The following is a 19,232-nucleotide window of genomic DNA, read 5'->3' on the forward strand; positions in this document are numbered from 1 at the left end:
CGACGTCGTTACAGGATTCCCATCTCGCCGAGGCGGTCGGGGAGATAGGTGTCCGTCACGAAGTCTAGACCGTGCGATGCGAGCGCCTGCTGTTCGGACTTCTTCTCGATGTCGAGTTGCAGTTCGATCTGTTCACGCCAGTAGTCGGTCTGGTAGCGCGGGTCTTCGAGTTCGCTTTCGAGCGCGTTCTTGTCCGAGTCGGAGAGGGGGTCGGTCGGCAGGTCGTACTCCACGATGTCCTCCGGTTGAATGCCGACGAACTGCGCGTCGGGCGTCGCGAGGTAGTCGCTCAGGTGCGCGCTCTTGATGGAACCGTATGCGACGGAGCCGTAGATTCGGTAGCTCCACGGGTCGCCGTCGGTGAAGACCGTGACCGGCAGGTCGAGTTCCTCGTGGAGTCGGCGGGTGATACGCCGGGTCGCGCGCGCCGGTTGCCCCTTCAGATGGACGATGATGGCGTTGTGGTCGTCGTCGAATCCGTTCTCGACGAGTCGATCGCGCATACCGCCGGTCTCCACGCAGAGGATGAACTTCGCGTCGTGGTCGAGGAACTCGATGGTGTCCGGGTTGTTCGGAATCTGGTAACCGCCCTCGCCCACGTCCTCCTGACAGTGGATGTCGCGCTCGCCGCGCCGCGTCTGCTCGCGGAGGTGGAGCGGCCCCATGATGGTCGCGCCGGACTCCTCCGGGCGCATGTGGAAGTCCTCGCGGGTCACGTCGGAGACGATCTCCAAGTCCTCGATGAGCTGGTTCGACTCGTCCTGGTCGGAGAACTGCGCTTCCTTCGCGTCCCACGACTCCGAGAGGTAGTACAACTCACGGAGGGTCGAGGAGCGGTCCTCTTCGAGTTGGTTCGAGAGGAAGTCGATGGTGTAGACCGCCTTCAGTAGCTTCCGCGCCCCGCGAACGCTGTTCGCGCTTCGGGTGCTCTTCCGGTCGCCGTACACCCAGACGCGTTCGGCCTCGTCGTACTCGATGTTGCTCTTCGTCCGGGTCGGAATGGACATGGAGGGAATCTGTCCCCCCGCGAACTGGTCGTAGAACTCCGCCGCGAGGTCGATGAGTTTCTCTCGGGCTTCTGTGTCGATGTCTGCGCTCATGTGTTGTTGGTCAGTCGTTCGTCTTCGATTCCTTCGACCGACACGGGGTCGAACGATACGTCGTCGGCGACGGTGTACTCGAGCACCGCCTCGTCGCCGCTGCCCACGGTCGGCTCCCACGTCACGAACCACTCGCCGTCCATCTCGACCGCGCTCGCGCCGTTCGAGAGGTTCTCTGGTTTGGTCGCCACGATGTCGGTCAGCTTCGGCGACTCGTTCGTCGAGCCGTGGTTCTCGACGACGAGCGTGACCGTGTCGTCTTCGACCTCGCGCTCCACGAGCACGTTGTTCATGATGCGCGCCATCGAGTCCTCGATGACGAGTTCGTCTCGACCGGTCACCTCGGATAGCTTCCGGGCCATATCGGGGAGGATGGAGGCGATGACGTTCTGTTTCTTCTGGCGCTTCTTGAGCGACTGGCGCTTCTTGAGGTAGGATTTGAGTTCGCGCGCCGCCTCGCGGATGGCCAACTCGATCTCGTCCTCGATGGCGGGGACGTTCGCGATGGCGTCCTTCGACTCGCTCGTGAACGGAACGTTCGTGGACGCGACGTGAACCATGATGACGACCGGACCGTTCGGAATCCCGCGTCCGCCGGGTTGGTCGAGGTTGTAGTTGCGCCAGCCGATGGACTTTATCACGTCGGTCGTCGCGCACGCCCCGCGCTGGTAGACGAGCGGGACGCGGTTGGCGAACCGGAGGACCTCCGCCGAACCCTCGGCGTCCAGTTCGTCGCCGTATGCGATGCCGGCCTCGACGATGAAGGGGTCGCCGCCGTGAACGTCCGCGTCGCGGGTCGCCGCCGCGTAGAAGTCGGCGTCGTACTCCTTCCGGAGTCCGGCCTCAACGAGGTCGGCGGTGATGGGCGAGAGGCAGTTCGTCGGCGGCGCGATGATGTCCGTCACGTTCATCGCTTCGAGCAGTTCGCTCGCGGCGTCGCGGTCGTTCGCGACGTCGCGAATCTTCGGGACGTCGTCCGGGACGGTCACCATCGACTCCCAGACGGCTTCGACGATGTTCTCGCGGGCCGTCTCGCCGACGGTGGCGTCCTCGCGCTCCTCGGTCATGTCCGCCGCGCGGGAGACGTACTCCCGCAGGCGTTTTTCGGTCGCGCGGTCGGGTCCTTCGTCCCCGTCGAACTTGGCGGCGATTCGCTCCGCGATGGCGCGAACCGTCTCGTCGTCCTTCCGGGTGCTCGTGGCCTCGTCGACGAGTTCGTAGAGGTCGCTCACCCGGTCGTCCGTGATGGCGTCCCACGCGGCGTCGATAGCGTTCTCCCGGACGGTGTCGCCGAAGGCGGTGCCGGACTCGTCTTCGACCTCCTCGGCGGCGACGGCGACGACCGCGCGCACCTGATGGTGCGGGATTCGGTCGCTCTCGCCCAGCTTCTCCGCGACTCGCTCGGCGAACGCGGCGGTCGCGTCCGCGCCTTTGTTCGCCACCGCCTCCTCGACGGCGGCTTTCACGTCCGCCTCCTCGTGGGGGCGCGGCGGTCGCCACGCGGCCTCGCGCCCGAAGTGGCGGTCGCGGAAGTTCTCGATGACGCTCTCGGCCGTCTTCTTGCCGACGCGGGTGAACTCCCCCTGGAGGAACCCGGAGACGCTGTGGGAGTCGGTCTGGGCGAGCATCTTCAGGAGCGTCCCGAGTTCGACCCCGTGCGGGTGCGGACGAATCTCCTCGGTTTCGGCGGGGAGGGAGGCACCCTCCGCGCGCTCGAAGACGAGTTCCTCGCCGTCCTCCATCCCCGGTTCCTCGAAGACGATTTTCGCGTGGGGGTTGACGACCGCGGTGTGTTTGATGTACCGGAGGAGCTGTTGGCGAGCGCGCATGTTCGCCTCCATCTCCAGTTCGATGCGCGTGCCGTGCGTCCCGACGAGTTCCCGCCCGACCGGCGGGGTGTCGGACTCGGACTGTATCTCCGGTTCGTTCTCGTCGGTGTCGATGATGAGTTCGAAGTATCGCTGGCCGTCGCTCCCCTTTGGTTTGCTCGTAATCTTCGCGGGTTTCCCGCTGGTCAACTGCGAGTAGAGGACGGCGGCGGAGATACCGATACCCTGCTGGCCGCGCGACTGTTCGCGCTTGTGAAATCGAGAGCCGTAGAGCAGCTTTCCGAACACCTTCGGAATCTGCTCGCGGGTGATTCCCGGCCCCTCGTCCTCGACGATGAGACGGTAGTAGTCGCCGCTCTCCTCGATTTTGACGCGGACGAACGGTTTCAATCGGGCTTCTTCGGAGGCGTCCAGGGCGTTGTCCACCGCCTCCTTGACGGCGGTGACCAACCCCCGGGCACCGCTGTCGAACCCGAGCATATGCTTGTTCTTCTCGAAGAACTCGGCAATGGAGATCTGTCGCTGGCTCTCGGCCAGTTCTTCGGCGATCCCCTCGTCGCCGAGCGTAGACTGCATCGAAGGCATTCTTCGCCAGTATTTATCGGCGGGTACGTTAAAACTGCCCCGGTGAGGCGGAGTGAAAGTGAAAGTAGCCGAATCGAGGCGGAAGAAGGCCCGATTCGACGGGTTAGGTCGTTTCCGGCCGCCGCTCGTCGCGGGTCGGACGCCGGAACGACCCCCTCTCGAACCCCTTCCTCGTCCGCGCTCGCAATTACCGTTATGCATACCGCCGCGGCCCGTCCGGACGCGGGTCGACCAGCGCCGCATCGTTCGCGCCGCCGTTCGAACTGGCGCATCTCGGACGTGTCCGGCCCGGTTCGTTTCCGACCGCGCCGCGGGGGTGACTTCCTCGGCTTCGCGCGCCGTACCCGAACGCGCGGGTGAAATCGACCGTCAGTTCGAGCCGTTTTTTCCCTTTTTCGGCTAGTTCTCTTTTTCCATCACGTCTCCGATTCGTACAGCCTATCGCCGGGTAATATTTGACTCTCCGCACGCGCGCGTGCGTGAGCTTTATCAGTGGTCGGCGTCTACGATAAATCAGGATTTATGAGCGACGGAAATGAGTACGGCGCTGGGCAGATACAGGTGCTCGAAGGGCTCCAAGCCGTTCGAAAACGCCCGGCAATGTACATTGGTTCTACCGACACTCGCGGGCTACACCATCTCGTGTTCGAAGTCGTGGACAACTCCATCGACGAGGCACTCGCCGGATACTGTGACACCATCGACGTGACCATCCACGAGGACGAATCGGTCAGCATCGAAGACGATGGACGCGGTATCCCCGTCGACCTCCACGAGGAGTACGACAGACCCGCGCTGGAAGTCATCCTGACCGTCCTGCACGCGGGCGGGAAGTTCGACAACAAATCGTACCAGGTTTCGGGCGGTCTCCACGGCGTCGGCATCTCCGTGGTGAACGCCCTCTCGAAGCGGTTCGAGATCGAGGTGAAACGCGACGGTGCCGTCTGGCGACAGGCGTTCGAGCGCGGCGAACCCGACGGCGAGTTGGAGCGCGTCCGCGACCTCGAACCGGACGAGGGAACGGGTACGTACCAGCGATTCTGGCCCGACACGGACATCTTCGAGACGACCGAGTTCGCCTACTCGACGCTCGAGAACCGACTCCGAGAACTCGCCTTCCTCAACTCGGGCGTCGAAATCACGCTCGACGACGAGCGCGACGGGGAGCGAAGCGACTCGTTCCACTACGACGGCGGCATCCGCGAGTTCGTCGAGTACCTGAACGAGACGAAGACGTCCCTCCACAGGGAGGTCATCTACTTCGAGGACGAGGCCGAGAACATCCAGGTCGAGGTGGCGATGCAGGCGACCGACGAGCTTCAAGGGTCGATTCACGCCTTCGCCAACAACATCAACACCCGCGAAGGCGGGACGCACTTGACGGGATTCAAGACCGCCCTCACGCGCGTCATCAACGACTACGCCAACGCGAACGACCTCCTCGGCGACATCGACGAGAACCTCCGGGGCGAGGACATCCGCGAAGGGCTGACGGCGGTCATCTCCGTCAAGCACCCCGACCCGCAGTTCGAGGGGCAGACGAAGACGAAACTCGGCAACAGCGAGGTTCGCGGCATCGCCGAGAGCGCGGTGCACGAGGGGCTCTCGGTGTACTTCGAGGAGCACCCGAACACGGCGCAGGCCATCGTCCGCAAGGCGGTGGAGGCCGCGAAGGCGCGGAAGGCCGCGAAGAAGGCCGAGGAGCTCACTCGGCGGAAGAACGCCCTCGAGACGAGCGCCCTCCCCGGGAAGCTCGCCGACTGCCAGTCGCGCGACCCGGGCGAGTCGGAGCTGTTCGTCGTGGAGGGCGACTCCGCCGGCGGGTCGGCCAAGCAGGCCCGCGACCGGAAGTTCCAGGCCATCCTCCCGCTGTTCGGGAAGGTGTTGAACGTCGAGAAACACCGCCTCGACCGCGTGCTGGAGAACGAGAAGATACGCAATTTCATCACCGCCATCGGAACGGGGGTCGGCGAGGAGTTCGACATCGAGGACGCGCGGTACCACAAGATCATCATCATGACCGACGCCGACGTGGACGGCGCGCACATCCGAACCCTCTACCTGACGCTCCTCTACCGCTACATGCGGCCGCTGTTGGAGGCCGGCTACGTCTACGCGGCCCAACCGCCGCTGTACCGCATCCGCTACCGCGGGAAGACGTACGACGCGATGACCGAGGAGGAACGCAACCGCATCGTCGAAGAGAAGTGCGACGGCAACCCGTCGCAGGTTCAGCGGTTCAAGGGGCTCGGCGAGATGAACCCCGAGCAGCTCTGGGAGACGACGATGAACCCCGAGAACCGCATCCTGAAACAGATCACCATCGAGGACGCCGCCGCCGCGGACAAGATGTTCTCGGTGCTGATGGGTGACGCCGTCGAACCGCGAAAGCAGTTCATCCAAGACCACGCCACGGAAGCCGAGTGGGTGGATATCTGATGAGTTCGGAGACACCAGACGTACCAGACGACGTTGCACAGCAGATCCAGACCGTCCGCGTCGAGGACGAGATGGAACAGAGCTACATCGACTACGCGATGTCCGTCATCGCGGGTCGCGCCCTCCCGGACGTGCGGGACGGGCTGAAGCCGGTTCACCGGCGCATCCTCTACGCGATGCACCGCTCCGGCGTGACGAGCGGCGCGAGCCACCGCAAGTCCTCGAACATCGTCGGGGACACGATGGGCGATTTCCACCCGCACGGAGACCAGTCCATCTACGACGCGCTGGCGCGGATGGCGCAGGACTTCTCGATGCGATATCCGCTCATCGACGGACAGGGGAACTTCGGGAGCGTGGACGGCGACCCGCCGGCCGCGATGCGGTACACGGAGGCCCGGATGGCACCCATCGCCGAGGAGTTGCTCGCCGACATCGAGATGGACACGGTGGACTTCCAGTCCAACTACGACGACCGACTGCAGGAACCCGATGTGCTGCCCGCCGCGGTGCCCAACCTGCTCGTCAACGGCTCGTCGGGTATCGCGGTCGGGATGTCCACGAACGTCCCGCCGCACAACCTCGGCGAGGTCATCGACGCCACGGTCGAACTCATCGACAACCCCGACGCGACGGTCGAAGACCTGATGGAGTACGTCAAAGGGCCCGACTTCCCGACCGGCGCGAACATCGTCGGCAGGAACGCCATCCACCAGGCGTACAAGACGGGCAGGGGTCGAGTCCGGGTTCGCGCCGAGTACGAGGTCGAAGACGACCGCATCGTCATCACCGAACTCCCCTTCCAGACGAACAAGGCGCGCCTCATCGAGCGAATCGCCGACCACGTCAACGAGGGCACCATCGACGGCATCCGCGACCTGCGCGACGAGTCCGACCGCGACGGGATTCGGGTCGTGGTCGAACTCAAGCAGAACGCCATCGCCGAGGTGGTCGAGAACCAACTGCTCGAACACCACCTCGAACGAACCTTCGGCATCATCTCGCTCGCGCTGGTCGACGGCCAGCCGAAGGTGTTGACGCTGAAGGAACTGCTCCAGCACTACCTCGACCACCGTCGAGAGGTCGTCCGTCGCCGGAGCGAGTTCGAACTCGGCGAGGCGGAAGAGCGGGCGCACATCCTCGAAGGCCGCCTGCGGGCGCTCGACAACATCGACGACGTGGTCGAACTCATCCGCAGTTCGGACGACCGCGACGGCGCGCGAACGGGCTTGCAGGAGACGTTCGACTTCTCGGAGAAGCAGGCCGAACACATCGTCCGGATGCAGCTCGGCAGCCTCACCTCGCTCGAATCCGAGGAGATCGAGGCGGAGTACGAGGAGGTCACGGCGCGCATCGAGCGCCTCGAAACCATCCTCGGCGACGAGTCGGAACTGTTCGCAGTCATCAAAGAGGAACTGCTGGAGATGAAAGACGAGTACGCCGACGAGCGCCGGACGAAGATCGTCGAGGACACCTCGGAGGTCACCCGCGAAGACCTCATCGCCGAGGAGGACGTGTTCGTCGTCGTCACCGAGCAGGACTACGTCAAGCGGATGCCCATCGACCGGTTCGACGCGCAGGGCCGCGGCGGAAAGGGTATCATCGGCGCGGACGTGAAAGAGGGCGACCGCGTCTCGAAGGTGTTCCGCGCGAACACCCACGACTACCTGCTCTGTTTCACGAACCACGGGCAGGTCTACCGCCTGAAAACGTACGAAATCCCCGAGATGTCGCGCACGGCGCGCGGCAAATCCGCCGTGAACCTCCTCGACCTGGACGAGGGCGAGGATCTCACCGCCGTCATCACGACGGACGAGTTCGCCGAGGACGAGTCGCTGAGCATGGTCACCCGACAGGGCTACGTCAAGCGCACCGCAGCCAAGGATTTCGAGAACATCCTCTCGACCGGCATCATCGCGGCGCGTCTCGAAGACGGCGACGAACTCGTGGACGTGAAGGTCACCGACGGGACGAAAGACCTCGTCATCGCCACGAAAAACGGCATGACGATCCGATTCGACGAGACGGAGGCGCGCGAGATGGGCCGCAGCGCGCGCGGGGTGCACGGCATCCGGCTCGAAGGCGACGACGAAGTCGTCGGAATGGTCGCCGCGGACGGGGAATCGCGTAACCTGCTCACCGTCACCCGGCGCGGGTACGGCAAGCGCACGCCGCTGTCGAAGTACCGCTCCCAGTCGCGGAACGGGAAGGGCCTCATCGACATCAAGACCGGCGAACGAAACGGCCCGGTTACGTCCGTGAAGAACGTCACCGAGGACGACCACCTCGTCCTGATGAGCGAACGCGGACAGATAATGCGCATCCGCGCCGAGGACATCTCGGAGGTCGGCCGCAACACGATGGGCGTGACGGTGATGGACGTCGCCGCGAACGACCGCGTCGCGAGCGTCGACGTGATTCCCGCGTCGTCGACCGACGAGGAGTAGTTACTCGATTTCCGCGGGTTCTTTTTCGAGGTCGAACGAGTGATAGCCGGTCGTTCGCGTGTCGAGCCACTCCCGGAGCGGAAGCACTCGCGGACGATAGCGAAGCGTCTCGCCGAGCGCGTCGAACGCGACGAACGCCGCCTGCTCGACCTCGCCGTCCGGATCCTCGGGCCGGGGCGTACCCTCGGCGGCCGCCTCGTAGAACACCTGCAAGTGGTGTTCGGCCTCGTCGATTCGAATCTCGGTGACGAACGCGACGTCGCCGAGTTCGACCGCCAGCCCGGTTTCCTCGCGTGCCTCGCGGACGGCGGCGTCGGCGAACCGTTCGCCGGGTTCGCAACCGCCTTTCGGGAGACTCCACCGACCGTGTTCGCGAACCGCCAGCACGGAATCGCCGCGGAGGACGACGACGCCCGCCGCGAGTAGGTGCATCATGGATTGCGAGAGGACGGAGACGAGGACGATATGCGTTTGGATTCTCCGAACTACGCGGAGGCTTCGACGGGCGAGTCGAAAATCAACAGGTAACACAGCCGCCAAAAACTCGTCTATCGATCGATCTCCCGATATCAGCAGGCGACACAACCGCCAGCGGCTAGCGGACTCACCGCGAGCCAAGGGATGAGCGCAGGCTTTTGGTGCAGATTTTTCCGGGGAGGGAGGCCGAGACGCGCACCACGTGGTGCGCGTCTCGGCACCCGACCGCAGAAAATGGTGCGTTTAGAGGATGCGCTTTCCCAGCGTGCTGGCGGCGAGTTCGGTCGCCAGCGCCGCGGTTTCGTTGTGTTCGTCCAGAATCGGGTTCACCTCCACCAGTTCGAACGAGCGCAGGATTCCGTCGCGCTCGTTACGCTTGGCCACGGTTTCGAGGGCGGAGTGAGCCTCGCGGTAGTTGACGCCGCCGCGAACCGGCGTCCCGACGCCGGGGGCTTCCTTGGGATCGAGCCAGTCTAAATCGAGGCTGACGTGTATGTCGTCCACGCCGTCCGAGGCGATATCCAGCGCCTCTTCCACGACCTCCGTGATTCCGCGCTCGTCGATATCCGACATCGTGAAGGCGGTCACGTCGCTCTCGCGGATGGCCTTTCGTTCGGCGGCGTCGATGCTCCGTAGGCCGACGAGGACGACGTTCTCCTCGCTGAGGCGCGGGACGTTCGCCCACTCGGTGTCGGCGAAGTCGTCGATGCCGAGCGCCCCGGCGAGCGGCATCCCGTGGACGTTCCCGCTCGGGGAGGTTTTCGGGGTGTTGAAATCGCTGTGCGCGTCGAACCAGATGGCTCCGATATCGGCGTCGCGGGCCGACCCGCGGAGGGTGCCGATGGCGATGGAGTGGTCGCCGCCGAGCACCAGCGGGAAGGCACCGTCTTCGAGCGCGGCCGCCACTTCCCCGGCGAGTTGGGAGCAGGCGTCCGCCGTCTCGCGGAGGAACTTCGCTTTCCCCTCCGCGGGTTCGTCGGTCTCCGGGTCGCGTTCCTCCGCGCGCGGGACGAGCAAGTCTCCGCTGTCGATAACGGTCACCCCGGCGGCGGTGAGTTCGTCGGCGAGTCCGGCGTAGCGTATCGCCGACGGTCCCATGTCCACCCCGCGTCGGTTCGCGCCGTAATCGATGGGCGCTCCGATTATCTGAACGGTTTCGACCATACGACCGGGGACGAGTCGAAGGGGTTTCAAATCCCCCCTTTTCGGCCCGGCGACGCCGCATTTAAACCTCGTTCGCGCCTCGTTCGTCGTTCCGAGATTCTCCTGCGATATTCGTCGCATTTAAGGAAATCAATTACGAAGATTCCACCAATGTCGAGTATTGAGTTGACGCCCAGTCAGAAGACGATTCTGACGGCACTCGTAAACCTCCACCGGGAGACCGAAGACGCGGTAAAGGGCGAGGACATCGCCCAAGAAGTCGACCGCAACCCCGGTACGATTCGAAATCAGATGCAGAGCCTCAAAGCCCTCCAACTCGTCGAGGGAGTTCCCGGCCCGAAAGGGGGGTACAAACCGACCGCGACCGCCTTCGAAGCGCTCGATATCCACCAGTTGGACAGCGCCGCCCAGGTTCCCCTGACCCACAACGGCGAGCCGGTCGAGGACGGCAACGTCGAAGAGATCGACCTCACGAGCGTCCACCACCCCGAACTCTGTCGCGCGGAGATTCACCTGCGCGGATCGGCTCGGAACATCCACGAAGGGGACGACATCACCGTCGGCCCGACCCCGCTGTCGAAACTCGTCGTCGAGGGCGTCGTGGACGGAAAGGACGACACCCGAAATATCGTCATCCTGAAGATAACCGGCATGCAAGCGCCCACCGAGGACCCCGAGCACTGACCTCGCACCGTCCGCCCGCCGGACCGCGAACCCCCGCGCCGTCGAATCGTCGAAACGATTCGTTTTGAACGCCGCTCTTTTTCTCCGACTCCCACTCCGACTCGGTTCCGGAAGGTATTATCGACGGACGCTCCTAGCCTCGATGATGAACCGTCGAACCGCGACCCGCCGCGCGACCCGTCTCGTCGCCGTGCTGGGGCTCGTCGCCGCCGTTTCGGGGCACGCGCTGGCGCACGGCGGAAGTCTTCGAGGGACGTCCGAGTCGCTGTCGGTCCCCCTCTGGCTGTTCCTGCTCACGGGCGGCGGCGCGGTGAGCGCGTCGTTCCTGCTCGCAAGCTTCGTCACCGACCGGGCGCTCGTTCGAGGAGTCCACGAGTGGCGTCGCTTGGCGCGGGCGTCGGCCGACGGAATCGTCCTCGCGGCGCGAGCGGCCGGCGTCATCGCGCTCGTCGGAATCGTCGTCGGGGGGGTGCTCGGCCCCGCGGACGCCCGGCAAAACCTCGCCATCATCGTCGTCTGGGTCGGCTGGTGGGCCGGGTACACGACCTCGGTGTACCTCGTCGGAAACACGTGGACCGTCCTGAATCCGTGGCGGACCATCGCCGACTTTGTCCGGAGGTTCCTCCCCTCGCGCGGCCTCGACTACCCGGAGCGACTGGGCGCGTGGCCCAGCGTCGTCGGACTGCTGGCGCTGGTGTGGGTGGAAGTCGTCAGTCCCCTCGCCGACGACGCGGAACTGCTGGTCGGCATGATTCTCCTGTACTCGGTCGTCACGCTCGCGGGGGCACTGGCGTTCGGCCCCGACCGCTGGTTCTCGACGGTCGACCCGGTGGCGCGCGTCTTCCGCTACTACGGTCGGGTCGCGCCGATTCGGCGCACCGACTCGGGGTTCGAGTTCCGGTTACCCGGCGCGCGACTGACCGAGACGAAACTGGTGACGGGACGCGACGAGGTGGCGTTCGTCGTCGCGCTCCTCTGGGTGACGACCTACGACGGGTTCGTCGCGACCCCCCTCTGGGCGGATATCGCGCGGGCCGCGAGCGGGGTCGGACTGCCGTTGCGGCTCGTCTACGTCGGGGCGCTGCTCGGCGGTTACGCGCTCTTCCTCGGCGTCTACCGGGCGGCGGTTCGACTCGCCCGTCGGACCGCGGACACCTACCTCACGCCCGACGAAATCGCCCGGCGCTTCGCCCCGTCGCTGCTCCCCATCGCGGCGGGCTACCACCTCGCCCACTACCTGGGCTACTTTCTCGAGTTGTCGCCGACCCTGCTGGGCGTCTTGGCGAGTCCGCTCGACCCGCCGCAGGCGGTGGTGCTCATCCTCCCCTCGTGGTTCGGCGGGCTGAACATGGCGTTCGTCCTGCTCGGCCACCTACTCGCGGTGTGGGTGGCCCACGCGACGGCCTACGACGTCTTTCCGGGGCGACTGCAAGCGGTTCGGAGCCAGTACCCTCTCGTGGCCGTGATGATTCTGTACACGATGACCAGCATGTGGATCGTCTCGCAACCGTCCCTCGTCCCCCCGTCAACATGACCCTCGACACCTCCGTTCCGGCCGGCGAATCGCCGCACGAGTGCTCGCGCTGCGGGATGCCGTTCCGCCACGAAGACCACCTCGTGCTCCACCGCGGTTTGGAACACGGCGACGACCTGTCCGAAGCGGAGGTCGCCGCGTTCCGCGACGCGTACGAGGCGGAGAGCGAGGAACTGCGACTGTTCCGCCTCAAGGCGCTCGCGCTGCTGGTGCTGTTGTACTTCGGTTTCCTCTTCACGTACTCGTTCGTCACCTGAGACGGGCGATCCCGACGTCCGATAGGACTACGACCGTCGCCGGCGTCTCGAACGGTATGCCTTCCATCCGTCCGGCGAACGAGTCCGACGCCGAGGCCATCCTTGAACTCCACGTCGCCTCGATTCGGGCGTTCGGCCCCGAGCGCTACCGCGACGAACAGGTGGACGCGTGGGCGACGAAGCCACTCGGAAGCGCGCCGTACTGCGAGTCGATGCGCGACGAGTCGGAATACGTCGTCGTCGCCGAGGTGGACGGCGAACTCGCGGGGTTCGGCCGCGTCGAACTCGATTCCGGGGTGGTGAGCGCGGTGTACGTCCACCCGAACTTCGCGCGGAAGGGGGTCGGGTCGGCGCTCCTCGCGCGCCTCGAAGCGCGGGCGGCGGAGGCGGGGCTGGATTCGCTCTCCCTCCGCGCGTCTCTGAACGCGGTGCGGTTCTACGAGCGGGCGGGGTACGAGCGGGTCGCCACGGTGGAACACGAGACGACCGGCGGCGTCGAACTCGCCTGCGTCGAGATGACCCGCGAGCTTTGACATCGCCGCGGGCTGTTCGCCCTCAACCCTCGACCCGGCCGATTTTCGGGTCGGAAACCAAAAGACACGAAACCCTCGGGCGTCTCGATTCTCGTATGAGCAATTACCTCGTTGCGATGGAGGCGGCTTGGTTGGTGCGCGACGTCGGCGATATCGACGACGCCATCGGCGTCGCGGTCAGCGAAGCCGGTAAACGGCTGAACCAGAAGAACATGGACTACGTCGAGGTCGAAGTCGGCGCAACGGGTTGTCCGGCCTGCGGCGAACCGTTCGACTCGGCGTTCATCGCTGCGCACACCGCGCTCGTCGGACTCGTCCTCGAGATGAAGGTGTTCAACGCCGACAGCGAGGAGCACGCCCAGCGAATCGCCAAGAGCGAAATCGGCGGCGCGCTCCGCGACGTTCCCCTCTCGGTGGTCGAGACCATCGAGTTCGGGGACGACGAGGATATCGACTTCGGCGACGCCTGAAGAGGCGAACGATTTATGACATAACCGCCGGTTATTTCGCGTATGGAACTCCCGACGCCCCAAGACCTCAGGGAACGCCGGACGGACCTGGGTCTCACGCAGAGCGAACTCGCCCAGCGGGCCGGCGTCTCCCAGCCGCTCATCGCCCGAATCGAGGGCGGCGACGTCGACCCGCGGCTCTCGACGCTCCGGCGAATCGTCAACGCGCTCGAAGAATCCGAGGGCGACATCGTCCGCGCCAGCGACCTGATGCACGAGAACGTCATCAGCGTCGCCCCCACCGATCCGGTCAGCGCGGCGGTGAAGAAGATGCAGGAGGCGGGCTACTCGCAACTCGCGGTCATCAAGCAGGGCGTTCCGGTCGGCTCCATCAGCGAGAGCGACCTCGTTCACGTCGATTCGGACGCCCGCGACGAACCGGTTCGAGAGCACATGGGCGAGAGCTTTCCGACCGTCTCGAAGTCGGCGACGCTGAACGAGATAAGCAACCTCTTGGACCACTACAAGGCCGTGATGGTCACCGAGGAGGGTGAGACGGCGGGTATCGTGACCGAGGCCGACATCGCGGCGCGGTTGTCGTAAGTCGGTCGTTCGGGCTTCGGGAGTACCGGCGGATCAGAGCGTTTACTCGGTTCCTGTCCGCTGTCGACCGACGCCGTCTTCCACCAAGCCACTAATACTTCCGCGTCGTTAGTTGGGTCACGAGCGTCGCCGTCAAGGACGGCGGGCGGACGAGCCACCATGAGCACGACCGATTCGGCATCCCTCTCGGACGAGGATGCGGACGAACGGGAACGGAGCGTTACCCCGCTGGAGTTGTTCTTCGACCTCGTTTTCGTGTTCGCGGTGACCCAAATCACCGGGTTTCTGATTCGGAACCTGACGTGGGGCGGGATGGTTCGCGGCGTGGCGCTCCTCGCGGTGGTGTGGTGGGCGTGGGTCGGGTACTCGTGGCTGACGAACGCCGTTCCCGCCGAGGAGGTCCTCCCGGCGCGACTGGTGGTTCTGTTCGCGATGGCCGCCATGCTCATCGTCGCGCTCTCGATTCCCCGCGCGTTCGGCGACGACGCGGTGTCGTTCGGCGTCGCCTACTTCGCGGTTCGAGCGTCGCACGTCGTTCTCTACGGACTCGTCACGCCTCCCGAAACGAGGGAGGCGGTCCTCCGACTCGCGCCGGGGTTCCTGGGCGCACCCCTCCTGCTCGTCGCGGCGGGATTCGTCGCGACCCCGTACCAAAGCGCGCTGTGGGCCGTCGCCATCGCGATCGATTTCGGCGTCGCGCGCGTCCGCGGCGTCGAGGGGTTCCACGTCCGCGCGGGCCACTTCGTCGAGCGCCACCGACTCGTCGTCATCATCGCGTTGGGCGAGTCCATCGTGGCGGTCGGCGTCGGCGCGACCGGTCTCGTCCTCGACGCGGACGGCGTTCTCGCGGTCTTCTCGGGATTCGTCCTCATCGCGATGCTGTGGTGGCTCTACTTCGACTACGCCACGCTCGCCGCGGAGCGACGACTCGCCGCGATTCACGGCCACGACCGCGCCGTGCTGGCGCGGGACTCGTACAGCTACATCCACCTGTCGATGGTCGGCGGTATCGTCTTCGTCGCCCTCGGAATCGAGCGGACGCTCGCGCACGTGAACGAACCGCTCCGTCTCGTCTCGGCCGTCGCGCTCTGCGGCGGCGGCGCGCTCTACCTCTGCGGGCACAACGCCTACCGATACCGCGACCACGGCACCGTCAGCGTCCCGCGCGCCGTCGCGGCCGCCGCCGCGAGCCTGCTGGTTCCGTTGGCGCCGTTCGTCCCGGCCCTCGTCGTTCTCGGCGGCCTCACGGCCTTGTTCGTCGCGCTCGCGGGGTTCGAGACGATCCGGTCCGAATATCGGCCCGAGTTTCGTCCGTGAACCCGGTTACCGGAGGCTCAACCCGCGAATCTCCACGCTCTCGCCCTCCGCCACGGAGCCGATAATTCGCCCGTCCGTCTCCTCGACCAGGCTCTCGGCGTCGTCCTCCGGTAGCGCGACCACGAACCCGGTACCCATGTTGAAGGTTCGGTGCATCTCCTCGTCCGAGACGTTGCCCTCCGCCCGCACGAAGTCGAAAATCGGCTGCGCGGGGAAGGGGTCGGTCACCTCGTAGCGACGCTCCCCCATCCGCAGGAGGTTCGTCCACCCGCCGCCGGTCACGTGCGCGGCGGCGTGCACGTCGCGCGACCGGAGCGCCGGAAGGAGGTAAGTGTAGAGGCGCGTCGGTTCGAGCAACCGCTCGCCGACCGTCCCATCGCCGCGGGGGAAGGGGTCGTCGTAGTCGTGGTTCTTCGTCGCGGCCCGCCGGGCCAGCGTCAGGCCGTTCGAGTGGATGCCGTCGGACTCGAAGCCGACCAGCGCGTCGCCGACCTCGGCTTCGCCGGGGAAGACGGCGTCCTTCGGCGCGAGTCCGGCGCAGGCACCGGCGAGGTCGAGGCCGGAGACGACCTCGGGCATGACGGCGGTTTCGCCGCCGACGAGGGCGACGCCCGCCTCCTCCGCGCCCGCGGCCAGTCCTTCGCCGACCTGTTCGGAGAACTCCTCGCTCGGCTCGTCGACGGCGAGGTAGTCCACGAAGGCGACCGGTTCGACGCCGGCCGCCACGAGGTCGTTCGCGTTCATGGCGATGCAGTCGATGCCGACCGTCGAGTAGTCGCCCAGTGCCTCCGCGACGAGCAGTTTCGTCCCGACCCCGTCGGTCGCCAGCGCGAGATACCGGTCGCCGATGTCGAGCAGGCCCGCGTAGTCGGTCGTGTCGTCGATGTCGGAAACCGCGCCGACGAGGGCCGCCGTCGCCGCCTCGCTGGCGTCGATGTCCACGCCGGCGTCCGCGTAAGTCAGTTCCTCCTCCTCCTCGCTCATGGTCGAACGCGCGCACCGGGCGAGTAAAGGTGTGCCGTTCTCGCGTCAGAAGGACGGCGTCACGAACAGCGCGAACAGCGCGAGCAGGACGCACGGGACGAACGCCGCGACGAAGACCGCGGTGCTCCACTTTCGAACCGTATTTCCGTCCAGCGGGCCCCACGGGAGCATGTTGAACCCGGCGAGCAGGAAGTTTATCTGAACGCCGAGGCCGCCGATATCGCCGACGATCGACGGTCCGACCAGGGCGAGGGGGAAAAAGAGCGCGCCGAGCGCGACGTTCGTGAGCGGACCGGCCAGCGCGATGAGTCCGTTCTCCCGCTCGGTCGCCATCCCCCGGTGGTACACCGCGCCGGGCGCGGCGAACAGGAACCCGGCCAGCGCGCTGACGACGGCGAGAAACAGCATGCCGTAGTCCGCGCGGAACTCCGCGACCTGACCGAACCGCACCGCCGTCACCTTGTGCGCCAGTTCGTGGAGGAGAAAGCCGACGCCCGCGGTGAGAAGCGAGACGCCGAACGCCCCGACGAACTCGCCGGACGAGACGCCGCCCCCGGGTTGGAGCACGGCCCGAACGAGTTCGGGCCGGAAGAACAGCGCGAACGCGACGCCGAGCGCGAGCCACGCGACCAGTAGGTCTCGAACCTCGTGCGCGCTGAATTTCATGCGAGCGCCTCCCAGATGATGTCCGCGCTGTTCCGCGCGCCCTCCACCATCAACCGGGTGATGCCCTCGACGCCGCCGACCTCCGGGCCGAGGAGCGGGAGCACGACGAACGGGAAGAGGAACGTGGCTATCATGCTCCCGACGTTCGTCATGGCGACGACGGCGATGAGGCGAAAGAGCGGAACGTCGAGCATCCGCGACATGATGTCCGACAGGGGGCTCTCCTCGTCGCTCATGATGTCGTTCAGCTCCGCGATGTCGCCGATGTTAACCTGCGTGTACTTCAGTTCGACGTAGCCAGCGAACCACCCCGGCGCGAGCAGGGGGTTGATGCTCGTGAGCCACGCGATGAGTCCGCCGACGGTGGCGCTCGACCAGTGCGCTCCGGCGAGTTTCGCCAGCGAAAAGGCGAAGATGCCGTTGAACAGGAACCACGCCGCGAACACCTCGATGAGGAAGGTCTGTCGCACGCCGGCCATCGCCAGCAGGACGAAGAAGGCGACGAAGGCGACGGTGACGAAGTAGCCGAACGCCTTGAACAGCGAGAAGCGCCGTCCCTTCTCCGTCCCGACCAGCGACTCCATGGGCGGCAGCGTACTCGAATCGGCGAGATAGCGCTCGATGCCCGCCCGGTGGCCCGCGCCGACCACCGCGACGACGTTCTTCCCCGATTCGCGGAGTTCGACCAGTCGGTGGGCGATGAAGGCGTCGCGTTCGTCGATGAGCGCCTCCGCACCGCCGGGCGAGAAGCGCCGGAACTCCTCCATCATCGCGGTTATCACGTCGCCGTCGGTCAGTTCCTCGATTTCGAACTCCTCGTCCAACTCCGCTTCGTCGACGCTGCCGACGAAGAGGCTGCCGAGCAGTCCGAGGACGACGCCGACGCCGACGCCGACCGCGAGCGACGTGAGCACCCGGAGCGAGACCGCGCCGACGGCTTCGAGCGTCGCCGCGTCGAGCGCGGTGCCCGCGCTCGCGTCGATCGCGCCCGTGCCGACCGCGAGACCGGCGACGATGCCGACGACGAGGCCGCCGCCGAGCGCGACGTCGTAGCGTCTCGTCGCGCCGAACGAGAGGGCCACCGCCCCGAGCGCGAGGCCGGCGAACGCGCCGCCCGCGAACCCGCCGACGAGTCGGAACGTTTCCGCGCCCGCGCCGAGGGTGAGCGCCTCGTTCAGTCCGAGAATCGGCGCGACGAGGATTCCGAACAGCATCGCGAAGAAGACGCCCATCGTGGCTCCGCCGACGAGGCCGAGCGTGAGCGGGTCGGTCACGCCGAGGGCGAGGCTGCCGACCATCCGGAACTTCTCGCGCAGGGTCATCCGCGCCCAGAATCGCTGGATGGTCATCTGGATGTCGCGGTCGACCAGCGCCACGTCGCTTCCCGTCCGCTCCGCCACTTCGATGGCGGCCTTCATGTCAGCGCCCGGTTGGATGTCGAACTCCTCGCCCATCTTCGCTTGGACGTACGAGAGCATCCAGTAAGCGAGAAACTGAAAGACGGTGTTGCCGTGGAGCAGGTCGGACGGTTCGAGGTCGTCCGCCATCTCGCCCTGCATCTGTCTGTATCGCCCCTCGTCGAGTTCGACGGCGACCACGTCGGGTCGCTCCTCCTCGACCGCCTCCTCGACGCGCTCGACGCTCTTCGCCGAGACGTGGGCGGTCCCGACGACTCGCACGCTTCCCGCGCCGCCTCCGGACGGCGGCGGGTTCTGGTCGGTCATCACTCTCGTTACTCACCCTCCGTTTTTACCGTTATCGGTGACGCGACAATTTTTCCCGCTCCGTCCCCCTCGAACGAGGTCGCCGCGCGGTTCGAAAACTGAACGGGGAGCGTCCTGGCTCACGCTCCGGAAGCACCTCGGACTCGGTCGGTTACGCGACTCGGACGACGACGCGACCGTGGCTCTGCACTTCGACCTCGTGGCCGGCCAGGACGAACGAGACGGTCCCGGTGAGGGGCCGGAGACGTCCGTCCGCGCGCGGGCCGAAGAGGGCTTCGAGGGCGTCCACGTCCACGGCGCGGTGGAGGGGCGGGAGGTCTTCGGGGGCCTGTCCGGTCGCCGACGCGAGCGTCTCGACGATGGTGTGGAGGAGCGTCGCTTCGCCGTCCCACGAGTACTGCGCCGACGCGACTGGTTCGGGGCTGTCTATTGACACGGAT

At 66.0% G+C, this 19,232-nt stretch carries 17 protein-coding genes; 9 read left to right on the top strand and 8 right to left on the bottom strand.

The genetic code is table 11. From position 1 onward, the window contains the following. Nucleotides 1-8: 8 nt before the first annotated feature. Both LIX00_RS01530 and LIX00_RS01535 read right to left on the bottom strand, forming a co-directional pair. Nucleotides 9-1,100 carry a DNA topoisomerase IV subunit A gene (locus LIX00_RS01530; protein ID WP_227354421.1) on the bottom strand — a complete coding sequence of 364 codons (1,092 nt, stop codon included), beginning with the start codon at nucleotides 1,098-1,100 and terminating at the stop codon, nucleotides 9-11. Further along, entirely contained in the window at nucleotides 1,097-3,514 is a 2,418-nt protein-coding gene (locus tag LIX00_RS01535) for a DNA topoisomerase VI subunit B (RefSeq protein ID WP_227354422.1), read from the bottom strand. Before LIX00_RS01535 ends, LIX00_RS01530 begins: the two co-directional genes overlap by 4 nt. A 522-nt stretch (nucleotides 3,515-4,036) precedes the next feature. On the opposite strand from LIX00_RS01535, the gene gyrB reads away from it, so the two are divergent. Both gyrB and gyrA read left to right on the top strand, forming a co-directional pair. Continuing rightward, nucleotides 4,037-5,953, top strand: coding sequence for a DNA topoisomerase (ATP-hydrolyzing) subunit B (gene gyrB / locus LIX00_RS01540; protein ID WP_227354423.1), 1,917 nt, complete (start codon nucleotides 4,037-4,039; stop codon nucleotides 5,951-5,953). Then, nucleotides 5,953-8,400, top strand: a complete 2,448-nt coding sequence (gene gyrA / locus LIX00_RS01545) for a DNA gyrase subunit A (RefSeq protein WP_227354424.1) — start codon at nucleotides 5,953-5,955, stop codon at nucleotides 8,398-8,400. Before gyrB ends, gyrA begins: the two co-directional genes overlap by 1 nt. Here the strand turns inward: gyrA and LIX00_RS01550 are convergent, their stop codons facing one another. After that, entirely contained in the window at nucleotides 8,401-8,835 is a 435-nt protein-coding gene (locus LIX00_RS01550; protein ID WP_227354425.1) for an NUDIX domain-containing protein, read from the bottom strand. A gap of 285 nt (nucleotides 8,836-9,120) precedes the next feature. Beyond that, the gene (gene rocF / locus LIX00_RS01555) at nucleotides 9,121-10,041 is read right to left on the bottom strand and encodes an arginase (RefSeq protein ID WP_227354426.1); all 921 of its coding nucleotides are present in this window, start codon (nucleotides 10,039-10,041) and stop codon (nucleotides 9,121-9,123) included. Nucleotides 10,042-10,191: 150 nt separating this feature from the next. Here rocF and LIX00_RS01560 point away from each other — a divergent pair, with 150 nt between their 5' ends. The 7 genes from LIX00_RS01560 (at nucleotide 10,192) to LIX00_RS01590 (ending at nucleotide 15,418) form a co-directional block, all read left to right on the top strand. Then, complete coding sequence (locus tag LIX00_RS01560; protein ID WP_227354427.1) at nucleotides 10,192-10,725, top strand: Rrf2 family transcriptional regulator; 534 nt, start codon at nucleotides 10,192-10,194, stop codon at nucleotides 10,723-10,725. 145 nt (nucleotides 10,726-10,870) lie between these two features. Beyond that, complete coding sequence (locus tag LIX00_RS01565; protein WP_227354428.1) at nucleotides 10,871-12,259, top strand: hypothetical protein; 1,389 nt, start codon at nucleotides 10,871-10,873, stop codon at nucleotides 12,257-12,259. After that, nucleotides 12,256-12,516, top strand: a complete 261-nt coding sequence (locus tag LIX00_RS01570; RefSeq protein ID WP_227354429.1) for a DUF7410 domain-containing protein — start codon at nucleotides 12,256-12,258, stop codon at nucleotides 12,514-12,516. Before LIX00_RS01565 ends, LIX00_RS01570 begins: the two co-directional genes overlap by 4 nt. A gap of 56 nt (nucleotides 12,517-12,572) precedes the next feature. Then, nucleotides 12,573-13,049: a GNAT family N-acetyltransferase gene (locus LIX00_RS01575; protein ID WP_227354430.1), complete on the top strand. Its 477-nt coding sequence runs from the start codon at nucleotides 12,573-12,575 to the stop codon at nucleotides 13,047-13,049. Between the two features lie 95 nt (nucleotides 13,050-13,144). Beyond that, a complete protein-coding gene (locus LIX00_RS01580) occupies nucleotides 13,145-13,519 on the top strand; it encodes a DUF555 domain-containing protein (RefSeq protein ID WP_227354431.1) in 375 nt (124 codons plus the stop codon). A gap of 42 nt (nucleotides 13,520-13,561) precedes the next feature. After that, nucleotides 13,562-14,101: a CBS domain-containing protein gene (locus LIX00_RS01585; RefSeq protein WP_227354432.1), complete on the top strand. Its 540-nt coding sequence runs from the start codon at nucleotides 13,562-13,564 to the stop codon at nucleotides 14,099-14,101. Nucleotides 14,102-14,260: 159 nt separating this feature from the next. Then, nucleotides 14,261-15,418 carry a low temperature requirement protein A gene (locus LIX00_RS01590; protein ID WP_227354433.1) on the top strand — a complete coding sequence of 386 codons (1,158 nt, stop codon included), beginning with the start codon at nucleotides 14,261-14,263 and terminating at the stop codon, nucleotides 15,416-15,418. 6 nt (nucleotides 15,419-15,424) lie between these two features. Here the strand turns inward: LIX00_RS01590 and purM are convergent, their stop codons facing one another. The 4 genes from purM to ddfA form a co-directional block, all read right to left on the bottom strand. Further along, nucleotides 15,425-16,402 carry a phosphoribosylformylglycinamidine cyclo-ligase gene (purM, locus tag LIX00_RS01595; protein ID WP_227354434.1) on the bottom strand — a complete coding sequence of 326 codons (978 nt, stop codon included), beginning with the start codon at nucleotides 16,400-16,402 and terminating at the stop codon, nucleotides 15,425-15,427. 45 nt (nucleotides 16,403-16,447) lie between these two features. Further along, nucleotides 16,448-17,068 (bottom strand): zinc metalloprotease, encoded by a 621-nt coding sequence (locus LIX00_RS01600; protein ID WP_227354435.1) that lies wholly within the window; start codon nucleotides 17,066-17,068, stop codon nucleotides 16,448-16,450. Beyond that, complete coding sequence (locus LIX00_RS01605; RefSeq protein ID WP_227354436.1) at nucleotides 17,065-18,792, bottom strand: TraB/GumN family protein; 1,728 nt, start codon at nucleotides 18,790-18,792, stop codon at nucleotides 17,065-17,067. The genes LIX00_RS01600 and LIX00_RS01605 overlap by 4 nt, the downstream gene beginning before the upstream one ends. Nucleotides 18,793-18,943: 151 nt before the next feature. Beyond that, entirely contained in the window at nucleotides 18,944-19,228 is a 285-nt protein-coding gene (ddfA, locus tag LIX00_RS01610) for a DdfA family disk-determining factor (protein WP_227354437.1), read from the bottom strand. Nucleotides 19,229-19,232 lie beyond the last annotated feature (4 nt).

The organism is Haladaptatus salinisoli, from assembly GCF_020614375.1.
GTDB classification, from domain to species: Archaea; Halobacteriota; Halobacteria; order Halobacteriales; family Haladaptataceae; genus Haladaptatus; species Haladaptatus salinisoli.